17 protein-coding genes are annotated in these 18,431 nt (G+C 45.5%); 12 read left to right on the top strand and 5 right to left on the bottom strand.

Annotated elements, in window-relative coordinates; translation table 11 throughout:
* Nucleotides 1-212: 212 nt before the first annotated feature.
* Nucleotides 213-1,070 carry a PHP domain-containing protein gene (locus BZA03_RS02290; RefSeq protein ID WP_110287860.1) on the bottom strand — a complete coding sequence of 286 codons (858 nt, stop codon included), beginning with the start codon at nt 1,068-1,070 and terminating at the stop codon, nt 213-215.
* 278 nt (nt 1,071-1,348) lie between these two features.
* On the opposite strand from BZA03_RS02290, the gene BZA03_RS02285 reads away from it, so the two are divergent.
* From BZA03_RS02285 to BZA03_RS02255, 7 genes are read left to right on the top strand one after another with little or no spacing between them, the layout of a single operon-like run.
* Nucleotides 1,349-3,085: an anthranilate synthase component 1 gene (locus BZA03_RS02285; protein WP_110287859.1), complete on the top strand. Its 1,737-nt coding sequence runs from the start codon at nt 1,349-1,351 to the stop codon at nt 3,083-3,085.
* Nucleotides 3,082-3,714 carry an aminodeoxychorismate/anthranilate synthase component II gene (locus tag BZA03_RS02280; RefSeq protein ID WP_101563971.1) on the top strand — a complete coding sequence of 211 codons (633 nt, stop codon included), beginning with the start codon at nt 3,082-3,084 and terminating at the stop codon, nt 3,712-3,714. Before BZA03_RS02285 ends, BZA03_RS02280 begins: the two co-directional genes overlap by 4 nt.
* Nucleotides 3,707-4,738: an anthranilate phosphoribosyltransferase gene (gene trpD / locus BZA03_RS02275; RefSeq protein ID WP_110287858.1), complete on the top strand. Its 1,032-nt coding sequence runs from the start codon at nt 3,707-3,709 to the stop codon at nt 4,736-4,738. The genes BZA03_RS02280 and trpD overlap by 8 nt, the downstream gene beginning before the upstream one ends.
* A complete protein-coding gene (gene trpCF / locus BZA03_RS02270) occupies nt 4,731-6,140 on the top strand; it encodes a bifunctional indole-3-glycerol-phosphate synthase TrpC/phosphoribosylanthranilate isomerase TrpF (protein WP_110287857.1) in 1,410 nt (469 codons plus the stop codon). The genes trpD and trpCF overlap by 8 nt, the downstream gene beginning before the upstream one ends.
* 20 nt (nt 6,141-6,160) lie before the next feature.
* On the top strand, nt 6,161-7,342 hold the full coding sequence (trpB, locus tag BZA03_RS02265; RefSeq protein ID WP_014976090.1) for a tryptophan synthase subunit beta: 1,182 nt from the start codon (nt 6,161-6,163) through the stop codon (nt 7,340-7,342).
* The gene (gene trpA, locus BZA03_RS02260; protein WP_014948940.1) at nt 7,342-8,151 is read left to right on the top strand and encodes a tryptophan synthase subunit alpha; all 810 of its coding nucleotides are present in this window, start codon (nt 7,342-7,344) and stop codon (nt 8,149-8,151) included. Before trpB ends, trpA begins: the two co-directional genes overlap by 1 nt.
* Before the next feature lie 4 nt (nt 8,152-8,155).
* A complete protein-coding gene (locus tag BZA03_RS02255) occupies nt 8,156-8,455 on the top strand; it encodes a YciI family protein (RefSeq protein WP_110287856.1) in 300 nt (99 codons plus the stop codon).
* Nucleotides 8,456-8,842: 387 nt separating this feature from the next.
* On the opposite strand, the gene BZA03_RS02250 is transcribed toward BZA03_RS02255, so the two are convergent.
* On the bottom strand, nt 8,843-9,307 hold the full coding sequence (locus BZA03_RS02250; RefSeq protein WP_110287855.1) for a pyridoxamine 5'-phosphate oxidase family protein: 465 nt from the start codon (nt 9,305-9,307) through the stop codon (nt 8,843-8,845).
* A gap of 631 nt (nt 9,308-9,938) precedes the next feature.
* Here BZA03_RS02250 and BZA03_RS02245 point away from each other — a divergent pair.
* The 3 genes from BZA03_RS02245 to BZA03_RS02235 are packed head-to-tail and all read left to right on the top strand — an operon-like array spanning nt 9,939 to nt 12,212.
* Nucleotides 9,939-10,208: a PepSY domain-containing protein gene (locus BZA03_RS02245; RefSeq protein ID WP_014948937.1), complete on the top strand. Its 270-nt coding sequence runs from the start codon at nt 9,939-9,941 to the stop codon at nt 10,206-10,208.
* 1 nt (nt 10,209) lies between these two features.
* On the top strand, nt 10,210-10,884 hold the full coding sequence (locus BZA03_RS02240; protein ID WP_014948936.1) for a response regulator transcription factor: 675 nt from the start codon (nt 10,210-10,212) through the stop codon (nt 10,882-10,884).
* A complete protein-coding gene (locus BZA03_RS02235; protein ID WP_110287854.1) occupies nt 10,881-12,212 on the top strand; it encodes an ATP-binding protein in 1,332 nt (443 codons plus the stop codon). The genes BZA03_RS02240 and BZA03_RS02235 overlap by 4 nt, the downstream gene beginning before the upstream one ends.
* 250 nt (nt 12,213-12,462) lie before the next feature.
* Here the strand turns inward: BZA03_RS02235 and BZA03_RS02230 are convergent, their stop codons facing one another.
* Complete coding sequence (locus BZA03_RS02230; RefSeq protein WP_014948934.1) at nt 12,463-13,503, bottom strand: AI-2E family transporter; 1,041 nt, start codon at nt 13,501-13,503, stop codon at nt 12,463-12,465.
* Between the two features lie 73 nt (nt 13,504-13,576).
* Between BZA03_RS02230 and folX the strand changes: the two genes are divergently transcribed.
* Together folX and BZA03_RS02220 are read left to right on the top strand one after the other, a co-directional pair.
* Nucleotides 13,577-13,945, top strand: coding sequence for a dihydroneopterin triphosphate 2'-epimerase (gene folX, locus BZA03_RS02225; RefSeq protein WP_012517852.1), 369 nt, complete (start codon nt 13,577-13,579; stop codon nt 13,943-13,945).
* Between the two features lie 23 nt (nt 13,946-13,968).
* Entirely contained in the window at nt 13,969-14,865 is an 897-nt protein-coding gene (locus BZA03_RS02220; RefSeq protein WP_110287853.1) for a TIGR01777 family oxidoreductase, read from the top strand.
* 328 nt (nt 14,866-15,193) lie between these two features.
* Here BZA03_RS02220 and BZA03_RS02215 read toward each other — a convergent pair whose 3' ends face one another.
* Entirely contained in the window at nt 15,194-17,716 is a 2,523-nt protein-coding gene (locus BZA03_RS02215; protein ID WP_110287852.1) for an ABC transporter permease, read from the bottom strand.
* Nucleotides 17,717-18,415 (bottom strand): ABC transporter ATP-binding protein, encoded by a 699-nt coding sequence (locus BZA03_RS02210; protein ID WP_061094658.1) that lies wholly within the window; start codon nt 18,413-18,415, stop codon nt 17,717-17,719.
* Nucleotides 18,416-18,431: the final 16 nt, after the last annotated feature.

Here is an 18,431-nt window from a genome sequence, read left to right as displayed (position 1 = left end):
CTTAAACGCGCAGAACGATACTACTTTGCCAACGAGGCAAGTGTCTGTCCACTCGTAAAGCTTGCTGGTTAAGCTCGTGGGTAAAACTCACTTTTAAGCTTTTTACCAACCAACTCTCGGCATTTTAATTAGCTTTAGCGCTCATTAACCGTACGTGAACCATTTGGCTTACCTTGTCCATTTATACCCAGAGCTTAGCAAATTAGATTTCCTTAGCTCTCGGCCATCTGCCCTTCAAATTGTTTCCAATTATGCCATACGGGTGTGAGCTTACTGCTAATGCCGAGGTTCTTACCCAGCTCAGTCCAACGAGACGGAAAGTGAAAATCAGAGCCCGCTGATGCTAACAGCTGGTGGGTTTGTGCAAGCTCATTAATAAGCTCTTGTTTGGTTTTATTGATACCTGGGAATGCGGTTTCAATGGCGTCACCACCGGCTTGTTCGAACAAGGCCACTAAGCGCCGTAGCCACTTCGCTGTCATATCATAATGAGCGGGATGAGCCAGTACAGCTTGTCCACCTGCATCGTGGATCCACTCGATAGCCGTTTCAATACTTGGCCACTCTGCTTTAACCGCCGCACGTTTGCCTTTTCCTAAATACTTTTTAAACGCGGCGTCCATACTGGGCACACCGTAGTTGTTTACCAATACGCGCGCAAAGTGCGCCCGCGTTACTTGACCAACGCCCGCCAGCGCTTTAGCACGCGTTAAAACACCTTCAAACCCACACTTTTCGAGCTTATCAGCAATTTTTTCAGCTCGCGCTTCTCGGGTTTGAGACTGGCCTTGCAGCCGCTCAAGAAACGTTGGGCAGTGTCGGTCCACATTTAATCCAACTATATGGATATCGAAACTGTGCCAAGTGGTGGAAATTTCAACACCATCAATAATGGTTAATGCACGTTTTTGCTTCGATTGAGTAGCATGTGCTTCTTCCAAACCGGCTACGGTATCGTGGTCGGTTACGGCAAGCGCATCCACCTGCATGGTGTGCGCGCGAAGGATTAATTCTTCTGGCGTTAGGTGGCCATCAGAGAATTTTGTATGACTGTGTAGATCTATTTTCAATGTCTTATGCAAATTTTAGGTTGACACAAACGGCAATTTGTTTTCTTCTATACACACAAAGTATACGTACTAACCGCTTCAAATCCTATTGAAGTTTGGAAAAACAACGAGTAATTCATGCATTCATACAATATTTCAACAGCAATGACAGTTGCAGCTTGGTGGTGGCACTCCCTAACTTAACGGGCGGTGTGCACTGTAGTGCGTGAATGAATACACATAAAGGCCCGTTTATACGGGCCTTTTTTTTGTCTTTTTGCAGTTGGAGAGTAGCAAAAATGAGTTTAGCGGAACTGGGGATTTCTCCAGGTAAGGTAGAGACAATTGAGCAGGTGGGACACTATGTCGATGATCCACTTGCCGCGTTTGCCCACCTTTGTGACAATAAAAATAACGCATTGCTTTTAGAGTCGGCAGAAATTGATTCTAAAGACGATTTACAAAGCTTGTTAATGGTTGACGCAGCACTGCGCATGGAATGCCGGGGCAACCGCGTTGAAGTGAAAGCACTGACAGGCAACGGCGCTTCAGTGTTACCTTTATTTGTTGACCACGCCCCTGACGGCCTACACATCAAAGAAAGGACAGACACATCAATTACGTTGGTGTGTGATGAAGCTGACGGTGAACTTGACGAAGACAGCCGCTTAAAGGCCGCAAGCGTAATGGACGCGCTTCGTATTGTTATCAATAAGATTACGCCAATCCGCCAACATCCCCACGCGGTTTTCTTAGGCGGTGTATTTGCCTACGACATGCTAGCAGGCTTTGAAAAATTACCCGATGTTGCAGAAGGTGAAAATGACTGCCCAGACTTTGTGTTTTACTTGGCAGAGACCTTAATTACCGTTGACCACCAAACCCGCGAGACACATTTAATTGGCAGTGTTTTTAGCGGACAAGATGTTGCCCAGCAATACTTTGCCATTGCACAGCGCTTAGAAGCAATTCATCAGCAGCTACACGATATGCCTGCCAAGCCCGTGCTAGTAGGTGCAAATGCAGCAAAGATTGCTGATGTAGAAAGTGAAGCACAAAGCGGACAGTCACTCGTTTCCGATTCAGAAAACCAAAACGAAACCGAAAACGGACAGTCACTTTCTTCTTTTGACCCAAGCGTTGAAGTTAGCGTTAATTTAAGTGATGAACAGTTCTGTAATCATGTGCTGGACTTAAAACAGCACATTTTAGCCGGCGACATTTTTCAGGTTGTGCCCTCGCGCACATTCTCTCTCCCCTGTCCGTCGCCGCTACTTGCTTACGCTAAACTTAAAGAATCAAACCCAAGCCCTTACATGTTTTACATGCAAGATGCCGCTTTCAGCATATTTGGCGCCTCTCCTGAATCAGCGCTTAAATACGAAAGAGAAAGTAATCAGGTAGAGATCTACCCGATTGCCGGTACCCGTCCACGTGGCAAGCGCCCTGATGGCAGTATCGACAGAGATTTAGACAGCCGTATTGAGCTTAACCTTCGCGAAGACACCAAAGAAAAGTCTGAGCACATTATGCTGGTTGACCTTGCTCGAAACGATGTGGCAAAGGTGAGTCGCCCAGGCACGCGCTATGTGAAAGACTTGCTAAAAGTTGACCGTTACTCTCACGTGATGCACTTGGTGTCGCGCGTGGTTGGCCAGCTACGTGACGACTTAGATCCACTGCACGCTTATCAAGCCTGCATGAACATGGGCACCCTGGTTGGCGCACCAAAAGTAAGCGCAGCGACGTTAATTCGTGAAGTAGAGAAAAAACGCCGCGGCAGTTATGGCGGCGCGGTTGGCTACTTGAATGGTCAAGGCGATATGGACACTTGTATAGTCATTCGCTCAGCGTTTGTGAAAAACGGCACGGCTTATATTCAAGCGGGTGCAGGTGTAGTATATGACTCGGTTCCACAAGCTGAAGCTGATGAAACCCGCGCTAAGGCACAAGCGGTAATTGGTGCAGTAAAAGCAGCGCTACAAGAAGAAGCTGAAAGTATCAACGTTGCATTAAATGAAGGAGGCAACGCATGAATCAGCAAGTGACCACCCTATTTTTGCTCGACAATGTAGACTCATTTACCTACAACCTTGTGGACGAACTGCGCACCTTAAACCTAGACATTAAAGTCTATCGCAACACGGTTTCAGCAAATGCTCTGTTTGAAAGAATGCAGGAACAAGCAACGAAAGGCCCAGTGCTTCTTATGCTGTCGCCAGGCCCAGGTGCACCAAGTGAAGCTGGCTGTATGCCTGAGCTACTTAAAAAAGTACACGGCGTGTTCCCCGTAATTGGTATTTGTTTAGGCCATCAAGCTATTGTTGAGCATTACGGCGGCACCGTAGGTCGCGCCAGCCAAGTTATGCACGGCAAATCTTCTGCCATTACTCATTCTGAAGACGCTATGTTCAAAGGCTTACAGCAGCCCTTACATGTAGCACGCTACCACTCTTTAGTGGCACATTCATTGCCTGAAAACCTTACTGTTTGCGCATCTACAATAAACGATGACGGCAGTGAGGCCGTAATGGCAGTTTACAACAGCGAAGATCGCATGTTGGGTTTCCAATTTCACCCAGAATCTATTTTAACAGCCCACGGCAGTTTGCTGTTGAAGCAAAGTATTGACTATTTAACGTTACAGGGAGCGAACCATGCTTAACGCAGGCCCTCTACTAGAACAAATTATGTTGCGAGAATCACTGTCGCAAACCGAGGCATACAGCTTGTTTAACAGCATCATGCACGGTGAGCAAAGCGAAGTGATGATTGCTTCAGTGCTGACTGCGCTGAAAATGAAAAAAGAATCGCCCAGTGAAATTGCGGGTGCAGCGAGTGCCATGGTTGCCAATGCACTGCCCTTTCCCACACCGTCTTATGAGTTCGCAGATATCGTTGGTACAGGCGGAGATGGACACAACACCATTAACATTTCCAGTGCAGCCGGTGTAGTTGCCGCAGCATGTGGTGTGAAAGTAGCAAAGCATGGTAACCGCAGTGTGTCGAGTAAGTCTGGCTCTGCTGATTTGTTTCGACAGTTTGGTCTTAATTTAGAGATAAGCCCAGAAACTTCTCGCAAGTGCCTAGATGAAGCAAATTTCACATTTCTTTTTGCACCGGTTTATCACGCAGGTATGCGCCACGCAGCCCCCGTGCGCGCTGCGATGAAGACCAGAACCTTATTTAATATACTGGGGCCGCTGGCAAACCCGGCGGGTCCAACTCACGGCGTTTTCGGCGTATACTCGCCTGAACTGCTTGAACCTTACGCAAAAACCCTTATGCTGCTTGGCCAACACCGCGCAATGATAGTGCATGGCGATGGCTTGGATGAACTGGCGCTTCACGGCGAATCAATGATTTACGACCTTGAGCATGGCGATATTCGCAAGCTTACCGTTACCGCCGAAGACTTCGGTTTACCTCATTATCCTCTTTCTGCGATTGAGGGCGGTGAACCTGAAGAAAACAGACAATTTGTTGAAGCTGCGTTAAACGGCGAAGGTAAAGAGGCGCACCGTGCCGCTATCGCCATGAACTGCGGGGCACTGTTGAAAGTAACCGGCAAAGCATCAACCTTCAAAGAAGGGGCTGAAATAGCGATGAACGCTATGGCCGAAGGGTTACCCATGCAGTTATTAACGAAGGTTGCCAAAATTACTCAGGAGGTAAGCACGAATGGCTAATGTGCTTGAGAAAATTGTTGCAGACAAACGAGAAGAAGTGGCCGCACGCAAAGAGGCACTGCCGCTAGAAAGCTTCAAGGCGAATCTAGTTCCTTCCGAAAAGAGTTTATTTGCCGCACTTAGTGAGCCAAACGCAGGCTTTATCTTCGAATGCAAAAAAGCATCGCCTTCAAAAGGCCTTATTCGAGAGCATTTCGATTTAGACGAGATCTTAGCGGCTTACACGCCTTATGCTGCCGGTATTTCTGTGCTGACAGACGAGAAGTACTTCCAAGGTAAATTTGAGTACTTAGCTTATGTAACTGAGCGTGTTGCTCAGCCTGTGCTTAACAAAGATTTCTTCGTAGATACCTATCAAGTGTATCTAGCCCGTCACTATAATGCCGACGCAGTGCTATTAATGCTTAGTGTGCTAAATGATGACGAATATCGCGAGTTGGCAAGCGTTGCCAATGCTCTGTCATTAGACATTCTTACCGAAGTAAGTAATGAAGAAGAAATGGAGCGCGCTATTGCCCTTGAAGCCAACATCATTGGTATCAATAATCGCAACTTACGCGACCTTTCTACCGATTTAGCGACCACCGAACGCCTTGTGCCCATGCTTGAAAAAGCCACGCACGACTACGTGGTTATTTCAGAGTCGGGCATATACACACACCAAGACGTGCTTCGTTTAGCGCCTGTATCCCAAGGCTTTTTGGTGGGCAGTGCGTTAATGGCAGAGTCTGACCTACCGCGCGCTGTGAAAACGTTAGTGAATGGCGCAGTTAAAGTGTGCGGGCTTACCAACCCCGAACAAGCGCAAATGGCGTTTGATAAAGGCGCTAGCTTTGGCGGGCTTATCTTCGCTGAAAAATCGCCACGCTGTGTGAGCGAAGCACAGGCTTTGACTATAACGCAGAGCATTGACGGTGCTTTTGTTGGTGTGTTCGTTAATCACGACATTGATGAAGTGGCATCACTCGCCGCCTCGCTCAACCTTTTTGCCGTGCAGCTTCACGGCAGCGAAGATGACACCTACATTTCAGCGCTTGCTGCCAAGCTTCCAGAAGGTTGTGAAATTTGGAAAGTCGAAGGTGTTAAAGCAACCTCTTCTGGCGCACTACCAGACGCAGTGGACAGACACTTAAATAATAGCCTTGTAAGCCGTGTTCTTCTGGATTGCCAAGTGGGTGATGCCAAAGGCGGTACAGGCGAAGCGTTCAACTGGCAGCTATTAAACGATATCGAAGCGAAGCATAAGTTAGTGCTTGCTGGCGGTATTGACGCCCAGAATGTTGCAGAAGCTATTGCAACCGGCTGTGGTGCTATTGATGTGAATTCAGGCGTAGAAACTGCACCCGGCGTGAAAAGCGAAGAAAAACTCGACGCGCTTTTTGCCATTTGCCGCCGTTACTAATTTAAATACAGGACAACGTAATGAACCAGTTAGATACAAAATTTGGTGAATTTGGTGGCATGTACGTGCCCGAGCTACTTATTCCAGCGCTAGACCAGCTGGAAAAAGCATTTTTGGATGCCAAGGACGACCCGACATTTAACGAAGAGTTTTTATCTCTGTTAAAAGATTATGCCGGTCGCCCAACGTCAATGACGTTAACTCGCAATCTGGTAAGTAACCCAAAGGTAAAGTTATACCTAAAGCGTGAAGACTTACTACACGGTGGCGCTCACAAAACTAACCAGGTGTTAGGCCAAGCGCTGCTGACTAAGCGAATGGGTAAAAAAGAAGTTATCGCCGAAACAGGCGCGGGCCAACACGGTGTTGCAACCGCGTTAGCATGTGCATTATTGGGGCTAAAAGCACGTATTTATATGGGTGCGAAAGATGTTGAGCGTCAAGCGCCAAACGTGTTCCGTATGAAGCTTATGGGCGCAGAGGTTATTCCTGTAAATGCCGGTTCTGGTACGCTTAAAGATGCCGTAAACGAAGCCATGCGCGACTGGTCGGCAAACTATGATAAAGCCCACTATTTGTTAGGCACAGCCGCTGGCCCACACCCGTTCCCGACTATTGTTCGTGAATATCACCGTATGATTGGTGAAGAAACTCGTGCACAAATTATGGAAAAAGAAGGTCGCTTACCTGACGCAGTAGTAGCATGTGTGGGCGGAGGCTCAAATGCTATCGGTATGTTTGCAGACTTTATTGATGAGCCATCTGTACGCTTAGTGGGCGTTGAGCCTGCGGGTAAAGGTGTGCACACCAAAGAGCACGGAGCAACTATCGTGACGGGTACAAAAGGTATTCTTCACGGCGCTTACACCTTTATCATGCAAGACAAAGAAGGCCAGATTGAAGAGAGCTACTCAGTATCTGCTGGTCTGGACTACCCTGCTGTTGGCCCTCAGCATGCTTATCTTCACGACATTGGCCGAGCGGAATACGTGGCCGCCACCGACGAAGAAGCGCTGAACGCATTCCAATTGCTTGCAAGAAAAGAAGGTATTATTCCTGCCCTTGAATCGTCGCATGCCTTAGCGCACGCGCTTAATATGGCAGATGAAGCGGAAGAAGAAACCATCATCGTAGTTAACTTATCAGGTCGTGGCGACAAAGATTTAGCGCACGTTATCAACATTTTAGGGGACGATTTATAATGGATAGATATGCACAAATGTTTGCCGGGCTTGATAAAAAGAACCAAGGCGCTTTCGTACCTTTCGTAATGGTTGGTGACCCCGATTTAGCGCAATCTGAAGCCATTATTTGCCAGCTAGTAGAAAGCGGTGCTGACGCACTTGAGTTAGGTATACCTTACTCTGACCCCATCGCCGACGGCCCCACAATCCAAGCTTCTGCCATTCGCGCATTAAGTAATAAGGTGACGGTAGCAGATTGCTTGGGCGTTATTTCACGTGTTCGCGCAAAATATCCTAATGTGCCTATCGGCTTGCTTCTGTACAGCAACTTAGTAATGGCCCAAGGCATCGAAAATTTTTACAATAAAGCGCAAGAGGCAGGCGTTGACTCAATTTTGGTCGCTGACGTTCCTATTCGCGAAGCAGCACCTTTTCAAAAAGCAGCTGAAGCCACTGGCATTTCACAAATTCTGATCGCACCGCCGAATGCTACTGATGAAACCATGGAAAAAATCGGGGAATACTCGAAAGGTTACACGTATTTGCTAGGCCGTGCTGGCGTAACTGGCGCAGAAACTGCCGCAAACGTTCCTGCTTCAGAGCTTATTGAGCGCTTGAATAAACATAAAGCAGCACCAGCATTGTTAGGTTTTGGTATTTCTACACCTGAACAGGTTAAATCTGCTATTGACGCAGGTGCCGCTGGCGCAATTTCAGGCTCGGCGACAGTGAATATTATCGCTGCCAATTTATCGGACAGTCACAAAATGCTAAGCGAGCTCGGCAGCTTTGTTGAAAGCATGAAAGCCGCTACGGCCAAAGGATAAACGTATGCTATATATGATTTGCGCAACCGATGTAGTGGACAGTCTAGAAAAACGCCTTGCGGCACGCCCTGCTCACCTTGAGCGTTTGAATGCGTTAAAAGATGCGGGCCGTTTAGTCATGGCTGGCCCCTTCCCTGCTGTAGATAGTCCAGACCCAGGTCCGGCCGGATTTACTGGCTCGCTAGTAGTCGCAGAGTTTGATTCGCTTGAAGCTGCCCAAGCATGGGCAGATGCCGACCCGTACATCGAAGCAGGTGTTTACGAAAGTGTTGTTGTTAAACCTTACAAAAGGGTTTTGCCTTAGTTTTTAGCTAAACGCTAAGTAGCAAACTGCGATAAATAACGTAAGCCCCTTGAGACCGAATAGCTCCGGTTTTAAGGGGCTTTTTTGTTGCTTCAACAGTAATGAAGCTAACACTTATTTATCGAACTAGTGTGGACAGACACTCACTTGCTAGACTAATGAGGACACACACTCGTCAACTAGTGTGGACAGTCACTCATTTACTAAACTAATGAGGACACACACTCGTAATTATTTGCCAAGCTTCATACTGTTGATAATGGACAGTCACTTAGTAATCAGCCAACATTCGCAATAAACAATCCCTTGTGGACAGACACTCGCTCCTCTGAGTAAGAGTCCCAGCGCCTCGAAGCTTCGTCATAAAATTGGCCCATTATACTGCGTTTACAGATCGACCTTCTCGTGTTCACCCATCTCTTCTGGCTTCACCGTTTTACCAGTAAGCATTTTAAACATGCCTTTGAGTGAAGGATCTGCATTCCACACTTCTGCATCTATAAGTTCGAAGCGAAGCATTAATAAAGAAGGATCATCTTTACCTTTCTCAAACCATGCTTCTACTGGATTAGACCAGTATTTATCAATCACCTCTTTACGTGATTCAACAGTGAGGTTACCTCGAATGCAAGCGAATACATCGTGACCTTTAGATGCAAAGTGAACCATAGCTTTTCCACCTTTCGCGATGCGGTTGCCTCGACTAGTGTAAAACCAAAACTCACTATCAGCGTCTTTATCAAGCTGGGCGTACATAGGCTCGGCATGCATATCCTCGCCTACCAGACTTACCATGACTTTTGGACTATCTGACATTGCTTTCCACATTGTTTTCTTAATATCGCTAGACATAGCTCCTCCTTGTTGAAAATAAGTGTCTGTCCGACGTTACTATTGAATGGAGCAGTTGAACTAAACGCCTTATTTTCATTTTATTGATTCATCTGAAGCTTATGCCTCGCACGTGGCATGCCAAAAAAGTCAATATCATCCCGCTCAGCTGCCAAAAGAGTTATTGAGAAACGTAAGCTCTTCACTACACACTAGTTAGGTACAGCTTTGGACACACACTCGTACATCCAAATGAGCGTTGTGAACTATTTTACAAAAACCGAGGACAGCCACTCGTTTGCACGATAAACATTGGTCCCCCTTAACAACAATCAACAAAGTGGACAGACACTTTTTCAAAATAAGAGTAAAGATTACTCAATATGATTTACTAACGAGAGCACTTAAATATATGCGCCACTTTGAAGCTTAGAAATAGACTTGTGGACAGACACTCTCATTTTGACTTGTGGCCTCATAGCAATTAAGTGTCTGTCCACAATAATTGCTCATTCGTAAATGCCATTTACTTAAGGCTTATATACAGCTTTTGCTCCGCAAGGTAGACTAAACCTAGTTCAGAATGGGTTCAGTTAACCAAGTTATACTTATCTGTAGTTTGGCCTGAGTGGGATAATAATTGTGAGGTTGTATGAAATTATCGCTTCGTGTTGCAGTAGTTTGTTTAGTGTTAGCTTTGTCTAACACAGCGCCAGCTTTGGCGTTTCAAGACTCTGGCGGCGATATATCAAAAAGCGAAGCTGCTGAGCGTGCTCGCGTTGCTGTAAATGGACGCGTCTTAAAAGTTGAACAGACCTCAAAAAACTACCGGGTAAAAGTACTTAAAAAGTCAGGGCGAGTAGTATCAGTAGATGTAGACAAACGCTCAGGCAAGGTAAAAACAAATAAAGATAAGGACTAACATGCGTATCCTCGTAGCCGAAGACGATAGCAGATTATTAACCCAGCTTGATGCGCTCCTTCAGCAAAATGGCTATAGCGTAGACCTCGCAGATAATGGTGAGCACGCGCTTTTTCTCATTAAAGAATATAGCTATGACCTGGCTATCGTCGACATCGGCATGCCAAAGCTAGACGGATTTGAAGTTATACGAAAAGCCCGTCAAGCTGATATTTCCTGCCCTATACTCATTTTAACTGCTAGAGATAGATGGCAAGAGAAAGTGGAAGGCCTTGATGCCGGAGCCGATGACTACCTCACCAAACCCTTTCATAACGAAGAGTTACTTGCTCGAACAAAAGCACTAATTCGACGAGCTTCAGGACAAGCGAACCCAACCATTCAGTTCGGCCCTATCTCACTGGATACCGTTAGTGAAGAACTATCGTTAAACGGTCAAGCTCTGGATCTAACAGCTTACGAATACAAAGTCATGGAGTACCTTATGCTTAACCCGCAAAAGGTCATCTCAAAAACAGAGCTAACCGAGCACATTTATGACCAAGATTTCGATTTAGATAGTAATGTCATAGAGGTTTTCGTTGGAAGACTGCGGAAAAAGCTGGACCCGACCGGTGAGTTAAAGCCAATCGAAACCCTTCGAGGTAGAGGCTATAGGATAAATAGAAGTTTATGAGGCAATTGTCGCTACGTCTTCGGAGTATCTTTCTAGCGATTGTTCTTCTAGCGTTATTTGCGCCCTTTACTGTTGTCATTTTAGACGAGGCATATACTGATAGCCTTACGCAAGCCAAGATGAGTGAGCTTAGGTTGATGAACTTAGGTCTGTTATCGGCTTTCGAGTTAGATGGCGACCTGCCCTACATGCCTGAAATTTTATATGAAGAACAGTTAAACCTTCCGGGGTCAGGCTATCTTGGCGTCATTGTGTTTCGAGACGAAGTTATTTGGCAATCAGCCTCTGCTCTAGAATATACCTTTGTACCACCTCAGATAGACGTCTCAGTCGGTAACGAGTTATTTCTTGAGTCTTATACGCCTAGTTTTGAAAAAGATTCCCAGTTTTTTGTGTACGCCTTCACCGCAGAATTTGCTTCAAGTAGAGACTTCGAGCCTGTTCGGTTTTATATATTTAACAATAAAGCACTTTTTGAAGCAGAGCGGAATACGTTCTTAGACACGACGTGGCAGTGGATTTTCACGCTCTGTATAGCGCTCCTAATTTTTATTATTATCGGGATTAGCCTAGTACTTCTTCCTGTTAGGAAGTTAATTGACGAAATTTCACAAGCCTCAAGTGGACATAAACGTCAGTTAGAATCACGCTATCCAGTTGAATTCGATTCCTTAAAACAATCCATTAATGGTTTGCTTCAAACTGAGGCCGCCCAGAGGGCGAGATATAAAAACAGTTTAGGAGACTTAGCACATAGTTTGAAAACGCCTTTGGCAGTAGCATCGGGCACTAGCGATTTACCTACTGAGGTAAACGAAGCGTTACAGCAAATTGACCGAATCATTAAACGCCAGCTCAAAAGAGCGAGTGCTGGAAAATCTAGCTGGCAACAAGCTATCTATATACTACCCATTTTGCACAAGCTTGCCGATGCAATGGACAAGGTCTATCAAGATAAAGCCCTTACTATTGAGTTTGAACTGGATGAGGATACTCAGTTTAAAGGAGACGAGACCGACTTCATGGAACTATGTGGCAACCTTCTAGACAATGCATGTAAAGCAGCGACCAATAGAATTATCGTATCAGCGTCGAAGCGTGCTGGTTGGCTAACAATTAAAGTAGAAGACGACGGCCCTGGTATTCCTGACGACAAAAAAGTGCTTTTGTTAGAGCGAGGAACTCGACTTGATACCTATACCAAGGGCCACGGAATAGGCATGGCGTTGGCGGCCGATTTAGTTTCAATCTACGAAGGTAGAATGCTCATCGAGGACAGTTCGCTTGGCGGTGCTCGTATCGTTATTCAATTTCCCAATCACGAATAGTGCTTTAAAAAGTACAACGAAGTTTGTGCATGCTCGTTAAATCCTCGAGCTTTCAATTGCTCAAATATGAGAGTGGACAGACACTTGAGTTCCTACAAAAATTTGGTGCGTATGGAAAGTGGACACACACTTAATCTTGCACAAAAGTTTGGGGCAGACAGACACATTTTCAATTGACTGTTTAGCTAGAGACCAATGAGAAATTTTTTTAAATCGATTGAGTGTCTGTCCACTTTCTACTTACACTAAGTTACGACGCAGACTTCTCACCTTCACTTGATAACAGCACCGCAAGCCACTTGCTCTCCTCGCGAGACTCTAATGCTATTTTTACCACCATGGTTAACGGAACTGAGAGCAACATTCCAACGGTGCCTAGCAGCCACCCCCAAAATATTAGCGAAAGGAATACCACAAGTGTAGAGAGCCCCATGCCTTTACCCATCAATCGAGGTTCCACCATATTTCCCATAATGGTATTAACAAGCACAAAGCCAAGCGCTGCGAAACCTGCTGAGGCAGGGCCAAGTTGAACAAAGGCTATCAACACTGCTGGCACTGCAGCAATTATAGAACCGATGTTTGGAATGAAGTTGAGCATAAATGCCAAGACAGCCCATAACATGAAATGATCTACTCCCATCACATACAGCCAAATACCAATAATCAGACCTGTTCCTAAACTGACCACAGTTTTTATCGCTAAGTAACTGTTCACAGAACGAATAAATCTGTCGATATGCTTTAGTTTCATTCCAGGATCGGCAAGGGCAATATGCAACCGGCGCGGAATACTATCTGCTTCAAAAAGCATGAATATGACAGTAAGAAGAATAAGGAATAGGTTTGAAAGTACGCCGCCCATCCCGCTGATGAAATTTGTTGCTACAGACATAGCCGTCGCTGGGTCAAGGTGCGAAGCAATTAACTCTCTATTGATGTGAATATTAAATTCAGCCAATTTGGACACAACCCAGGCAAACTCTGTATCAAGCTTACTTCTGTATTCTGGCAGATTTTCTCGAAACTCGGTCATAGACTGGCCAACTAAGCCAGCTAAAAGAAAACCAAAAACAACGATAAGCAGTATAACAAAAGTTATAGAGAGCCATTTAGGCACGCCGAATTTCGAGGTCCAACGTATTATTGGGCTACACGCGATCGCTATAAAAATAGAGAGAAAAAACGGTACCATGATCGTACTGGCGGCTTTAATACCAGCCATTACCACTACTAAACATGCTAAAACGATTAGAATTTTTGCTGTTGGCGAGCGTAGTTCCATTGACATTTTGTGCTACATTCCTGACTGAAACGACAACACTTTACAACGACTTATAAACAACTACAAACAAGAGACTTCAATGAACTTTAATCTCGCCACTATTAAAATTAAAAACTTAAGACTACGCACATACATCGGCATCAATGAAGATGAAATAAAAAACAAGCAGGACGTTGTTGTTAACGTGAAAATTGATTACGACGCTGAAAAAGCGACGAACACCGACGATATGAGTGATGCGCTTAACTATAAAACGATTACAAAGGCAATCATCAAGCTTGTAGAAGACAACCGTTTTTCTCTTCTGGAAAAACTTACCGCCGATGTGCTAAGCATTGCCGCAGAACATTCTTCGGTGCGCTACGCTGAGGTTGAGGTCGATAAGCCACATGCCCTTAGATTTTCTGATTCCGTGTCCCTGACACTATCTTGCAATAAGACGGGATAAGGTCATACCTCGAGGAGCTAATTGTGAACATTCTTTTGACCGGTGGAACAGGGCTGATAGGAAGCGAATTTATTCGTCAATATTCTCGAGAACATGAATTTACGGTGATTTCTCGCGACTTTGCAAAAGCAAAGAGCAAATTGGGGGATAACGTCAAAATCGTCGAGAACGTTTCTTCGATAGAGAATTTTGAGAATTTCGACGCAGTAATTAATTTAGCTGGTGAGCCTATCGCCGATAAGCGCTGGACAGACACTCAAAAGAAAATAATTTGCAATAGCCGCTGGGACATCACTTCTGAGCTAGTCTCAAAAATAAATAGTTGTGATGCGCCTCCGCCTGTTTTCTTATCGGGCTCCGCGATTGGTTACTACGGCAATCAAGGAGACAAGCTTGTAACTGAAGAAACTCCTCCTCATAACGAGTTCACCCATGAACTGTGCGCTAAATGGGAGACCATTGCCCAAAGTGTAGATAAAGCTAAGACACGTGTAGTAACGCTTCGAACTGGTGTAGTTCTCACCGAAAAAGGTGGAGCGTTAGGGAAAATGGCACTACCGTTTAAATTGGGGGCCGGAGGTACACTTGGGAGTGGAAGTCAGTACTTAGCTTGGATCCACTTACAAGATATGGTGCGAGCTATCTCATTCTTGCTCGAGAATAGCGCATGTTCTGGTGCATTTAATTTAACGGCACCAGAACCAGTGACGAACAAGATGTTCTCTAAAGCGCTCGCAAAATCACTTAGCCGGCCTTGCCTGTTCAATGTCCCGGGCTTTGTTATGAAAGTAGCCATGGGCGAATCGTCGACGATGATACTTGAGGGGCAAAGAGTCATTCCTCAAAAGCTTACTACCGCCGGCTTCAGTTTTGACTTCCCTTCTATCGACGAGGCGCTAAGAGAAATATATCGCGCATAGTTGAATTACTAAAATTCGTTATGTGCCTTGTGGACAGTCACTTGAATTGCTAAGCAAGTGTGTGTCCACATTTATTGCACAACATTATCGCGAGGCACTTTGCTTAGTCACAGGCCTCAAAAACTTCTATCCACTCTCAAACCAGAGTACTTTTTAAACTCTTCGCGAAAACCACTCTTTCGTAATTAGCGAACTTTGCTGTGAAATATACAGTGGACAGACACTCATTTGAATTGAGTGACTGTCCAATGCCCTTAATCCAAACGGCACTTAACCGAGTGTCTGTCCGTTTTGTATTAAAGCGCATTTTAAACTAACACAACAATACCTAAACCATATTCCGCAGCATCTGACTGGTATTAAGTGTAAGCAAACGCCAGCATCCAAACGCACCTAATATGCCTACAACGACAGCGCCAACGCTTGGCGCTATTGCCCAGTATTCTGGGTGTAAGCTTGCTTCCATTTGGAATACAGAGGTTTGAAGTAAATAAAGGCTCAACTCATTGGCCATTGCTGCCATAAAGCCTGCTACTACACCAATGATAACAAACTCAAAAATAACACTTTTTCTTATCAACGCCCCCTTTGCACCTAGCGTCCGAAGTATGGCTATTTCCTGTCTGCGTTCATCCATACTCGCCTGTACTTGTGCAATCAATACCAGACTGCCCGCTAACAATACCAGCACCAAAATAAATTCAACGGCAACAGACACCTGATCCACAATCTCTCGCAACTGATTAATTCGAGCATCAACGTCGAACATAGTTATTGAGGCAAACGGTTTAAGTAGGTTAGTTAACTCTGCCTTTCTCTCGGTAGGAAGGTAGAAACTAGTAATATAAGTTGGGCTAAATGCGGCCATTGCCTCAGGGTGAATAACGAAGAAAAAGTTAGGCTGCATAGTCTGCCAATTCACAGTACGAATACTCGTTACTTTCGTTTCGACAATCTCGCTGCCCACATTAAAAGTAAGCCGATCGCCCATTTTAATGTTCAACCTTTCTGCAACGCCTTCTTCAACGGAAACCGGGAACCATCCTTCGCTGTATTGTTTATCCTCATCGCCATGCCAGTTCCCGTCAATGACCTCGTTTTCTTTTTGAAGCGCGTTGCTCCAAGTTAGGTTTGCTTCTCTGCCTAAACCTCTTCGGCCTTCTCGATTCGGATCATCTTCTTTAGAAACCTCGGTGTTTACCCCTTCTCCATTTACCGAAACAAATCGGCCTCGAATGACAGGATAAAACTCTTCAATTTTTACGCCATTGTCAGCGAAGTGTCTGTCCAACTCGGGTTGAATATCCGGCGTAATGTTAATTAAGAAGTAATTCGGTGTACCTTCTGGCAATTGCGAGCGCCATTGCGAAACCATATCGTTGCGCATTACCAGCACCACTAAAAGCAACATAATGGTGACGGAGAAGCTAATAAGCTGCACGCTGTTGTCCATTGCACGTCGCTTAATACGTGCCCATGCCAACTGCCACGCCCCCATTCTTCCACTGCCCAGCTTGCGACCTACTGCAATTAAGATATACGTAGCACCAAGTAATCCGAGCACCAACGCAGCGCCGGAAACGAAAAGAATAGCGCTAATTTTTAAATCGCGGCTATACATCCACATCAATAAAAATATCGCACCACCTGATGCCACGAACTGAATGCTTCTGGAACGTAAATTCGCTGATATGTCCTTTCTTAATACGCGAAGCGGGGGAACTGAAAATAGCTGCAAAAGCGGATATAAGGAAAAGAGCAATGCACACGTAGCGCCTGTAGCAACGGCGATTAAAAGCGGCCGCCAATGCCACACGTCAAGAGATACATCCACTCTGTCCGCTACAAGTGAAACCACCACTTGCTGACCAATAAAACCTATAACGAGGCCGATAAAAATACCAAGCCCAGTGATAAATAAAATTTGGAACAAATAGACTTTTCGAATGGTGCTGCTTGTTGCCCCCAAGGTCTTCATTATTGCTACGGGATCAAAGTGACGTTGAGCATAACGCTGAGCAGCAACGGCAATGGAAACGGCCGCTAATACTATTGCCAACAAACTCGCTAACAGAAAATAGCGCTCAGCACTTGCGACAGAACGACCTATCGCTGACTCGTCATCTTCGACTGTACGCCACGAGTGTAAGTCGTCATTTAATTGGGGTAATAACCAAGTATTGAAACTGTCTATATCACCCGCATCACCGGCAAAAAAGCCCACATAACGAGCCCGACTCCCTGGCCCGGTTATCGCAGTTTTTTCCAAGTCGTTTAAGTTAATTAGCGCAATAGGGTCAGTATTAAACACGCTAAAGCCAGCATCGGGAATATCTACCAACACACGGGTGACGGTAAAAGTGCCATCACCAATATCGATGCTATCGCCAATAGAAAGCCCCAAGCTCTGAAAAAGCCGAGACTGTACCCATGCTTCGCCAGATTTTGGTAACTCTGCAGTATTGCGTTTTTCTCCAAAAGGCTGGTCGGTAATATTGACCGTCCCTTTCAGTGGATAAGCGTCATTCACGGCTCGTAAATCAACAAGCGACATCTCGTCGCCTTTAAATACCATTGAACGTGTTGCTACCTGCTTTGCCGTCGCAAGGCCCTCTTCTTGGGCTCTAGCTAACCACTCCTCGTTTATAGGGTCATCTGAACGAAGTTGCGCATCTGCTGCAATGAATGCTGCAGAGCGAGCCTTTAGTGCGCCCTGTAAACGCTCACTGAAAAGTGACAGCGACAATACGGCTGCCACAGATAGCACAATGGCCAGCAATATGATGGTCAGTTCACCACGTCTAGCTTCATGCTTGAAAAGCCGCCAAGCTAAATTAAAAGACGTCGACATCTAAACCGCCTCTTTCTTATTCATTGTGTTCGCGCCAGTTGTTTCAACTAATTCGCCAGCATTCATAGTGAGTTGCCTGTCACAATGTTCCGCAAGCTCGTTATCATGAGTTACGAGTACGAGAGTTGTACCTTTTTCTCTATTCATCTCGAACAACAGCGCTTCGATTTTTTCACTATTTTTGGCGTCTAGGTTGCCGGTAGGCTCATCGGCGAAAAGTATTTTGGGAGAGGTAATAAATGCTCGCGCTATGGCAACACGCTGTTGCTCGCCCCCCGACAACTGATTAGGGAAGTGATGTGCGCGATGTTTCAATCCGACTTGCTCTAGAATATCCAAAGCTAGTGCCCTTGGGTTATCAAGCCCTGCAATTTCTGCCGGTAGCATCACGTTTTCTAAGGCTGTTAAGCTTTGAACTAACATAAAGCTTTGGAAGATGAAGCCTACTTTATTTCCCCTTAAAATCGCGCGCTCTTCTTCATTCATGCTGTGAAGAGCTTCGCCATCTAAGAAAATTTCCCCTTCTGTAACTTGGTCAAGCCCTGCCAACAAGCCCAAAAGGGTTGACTTACCCGAGCCTGACGCGCCAATAATGGCAACGGACTCACCAGACTTGACTTCAAAAGAAATAGGACGAAGGATCTGCAGTGAACCTTCACTCGTATCCACTACTTTGGTTACAGCATTAGCTTTTATCATAAGAGGTCATCAATTC

Origin of the sequence: Alteromonas sp. I10, assembly GCF_003201515.1 — a bacterium.
In the GTDB taxonomy this organism is placed as follows: Bacteria; Pseudomonadota; Gammaproteobacteria; order Enterobacterales; family Alteromonadaceae; genus Alteromonas; species Alteromonas macleodii.
This window is presented reverse-complemented; position numbering and strand designations above follow the sequence as displayed.

Coding starts and splice junctions, on each gene's coding strand:
- BZA03_RS02285 (WP_110287859.1), top strand. CDS start 1,349: ATGAGTTTAGCGGAACTGGGGATTTCTCCAGGTAAGGTAGAGACAATT.
- BZA03_RS02280 (WP_101563971.1), top strand. CDS start 3,082: ATGAATCAGCAAGTGACCACCCTATTTTTGCTCGACAATGTAGACTCA.
- trpD (WP_110287858.1), top strand. CDS start 3,707: ATGCTTAACGCAGGCCCTCTACTAGAACAAATTATGTTGCGAGAATCA.
- trpCF (WP_110287857.1), top strand. CDS start 4,731: ATGGCTAATGTGCTTGAGAAAATTGTTGCAGACAAACGAGAAGAAGTG.
- trpB (WP_014976090.1), top strand. CDS start 6,161: ATGAACCAGTTAGATACAAAATTTGGTGAATTTGGTGGCATGTACGTG.
- trpA (WP_014948940.1), top strand. CDS start 7,342: ATGGATAGATATGCACAAATGTTTGCCGGGCTTGATAAAAAGAACCAA.
- BZA03_RS02255 (WP_110287856.1), top strand. CDS start 8,156: ATGCTATATATGATTTGCGCAACCGATGTAGTGGACAGTCTAGAAAAA.
- BZA03_RS02250 (WP_110287855.1), bottom strand. CDS start 9,307: ATGTCTAGCGATATTAAGAAAACAATGTGGAAAGCAATGTCAGATAGT.
- BZA03_RS02245 (WP_014948937.1), top strand. CDS start 9,939: ATGAAATTATCGCTTCGTGTTGCAGTAGTTTGTTTAGTGTTAGCTTTG.
- BZA03_RS02240 (WP_014948936.1), top strand. CDS start 10,210: ATGCGTATCCTCGTAGCCGAAGACGATAGCAGATTATTAACCCAGCTT.
- BZA03_RS02235 (WP_110287854.1), top strand. CDS start 10,881: ATGAGGCAATTGTCGCTACGTCTTCGGAGTATCTTTCTAGCGATTGTT.
- BZA03_RS02230 (WP_014948934.1), bottom strand. CDS start 13,503: ATGTCAATGGAACTACGCTCGCCAACAGCAAAAATTCTAATCGTTTTA.
- folX (WP_012517852.1), top strand. CDS start 13,577: ATGAACTTTAATCTCGCCACTATTAAAATTAAAAACTTAAGACTACGC.
- BZA03_RS02215 (WP_110287852.1), bottom strand. CDS start 17,716: ATGTCGACGTCTTTTAATTTAGCTTGGCGGCTTTTCAAGCATGAAGCT.
- BZA03_RS02210 (WP_061094658.1), bottom strand. CDS start 18,415: ATGATAAAAGCTAATGCTGTAACCAAAGTAGTGGATACGAGTGAAGGT.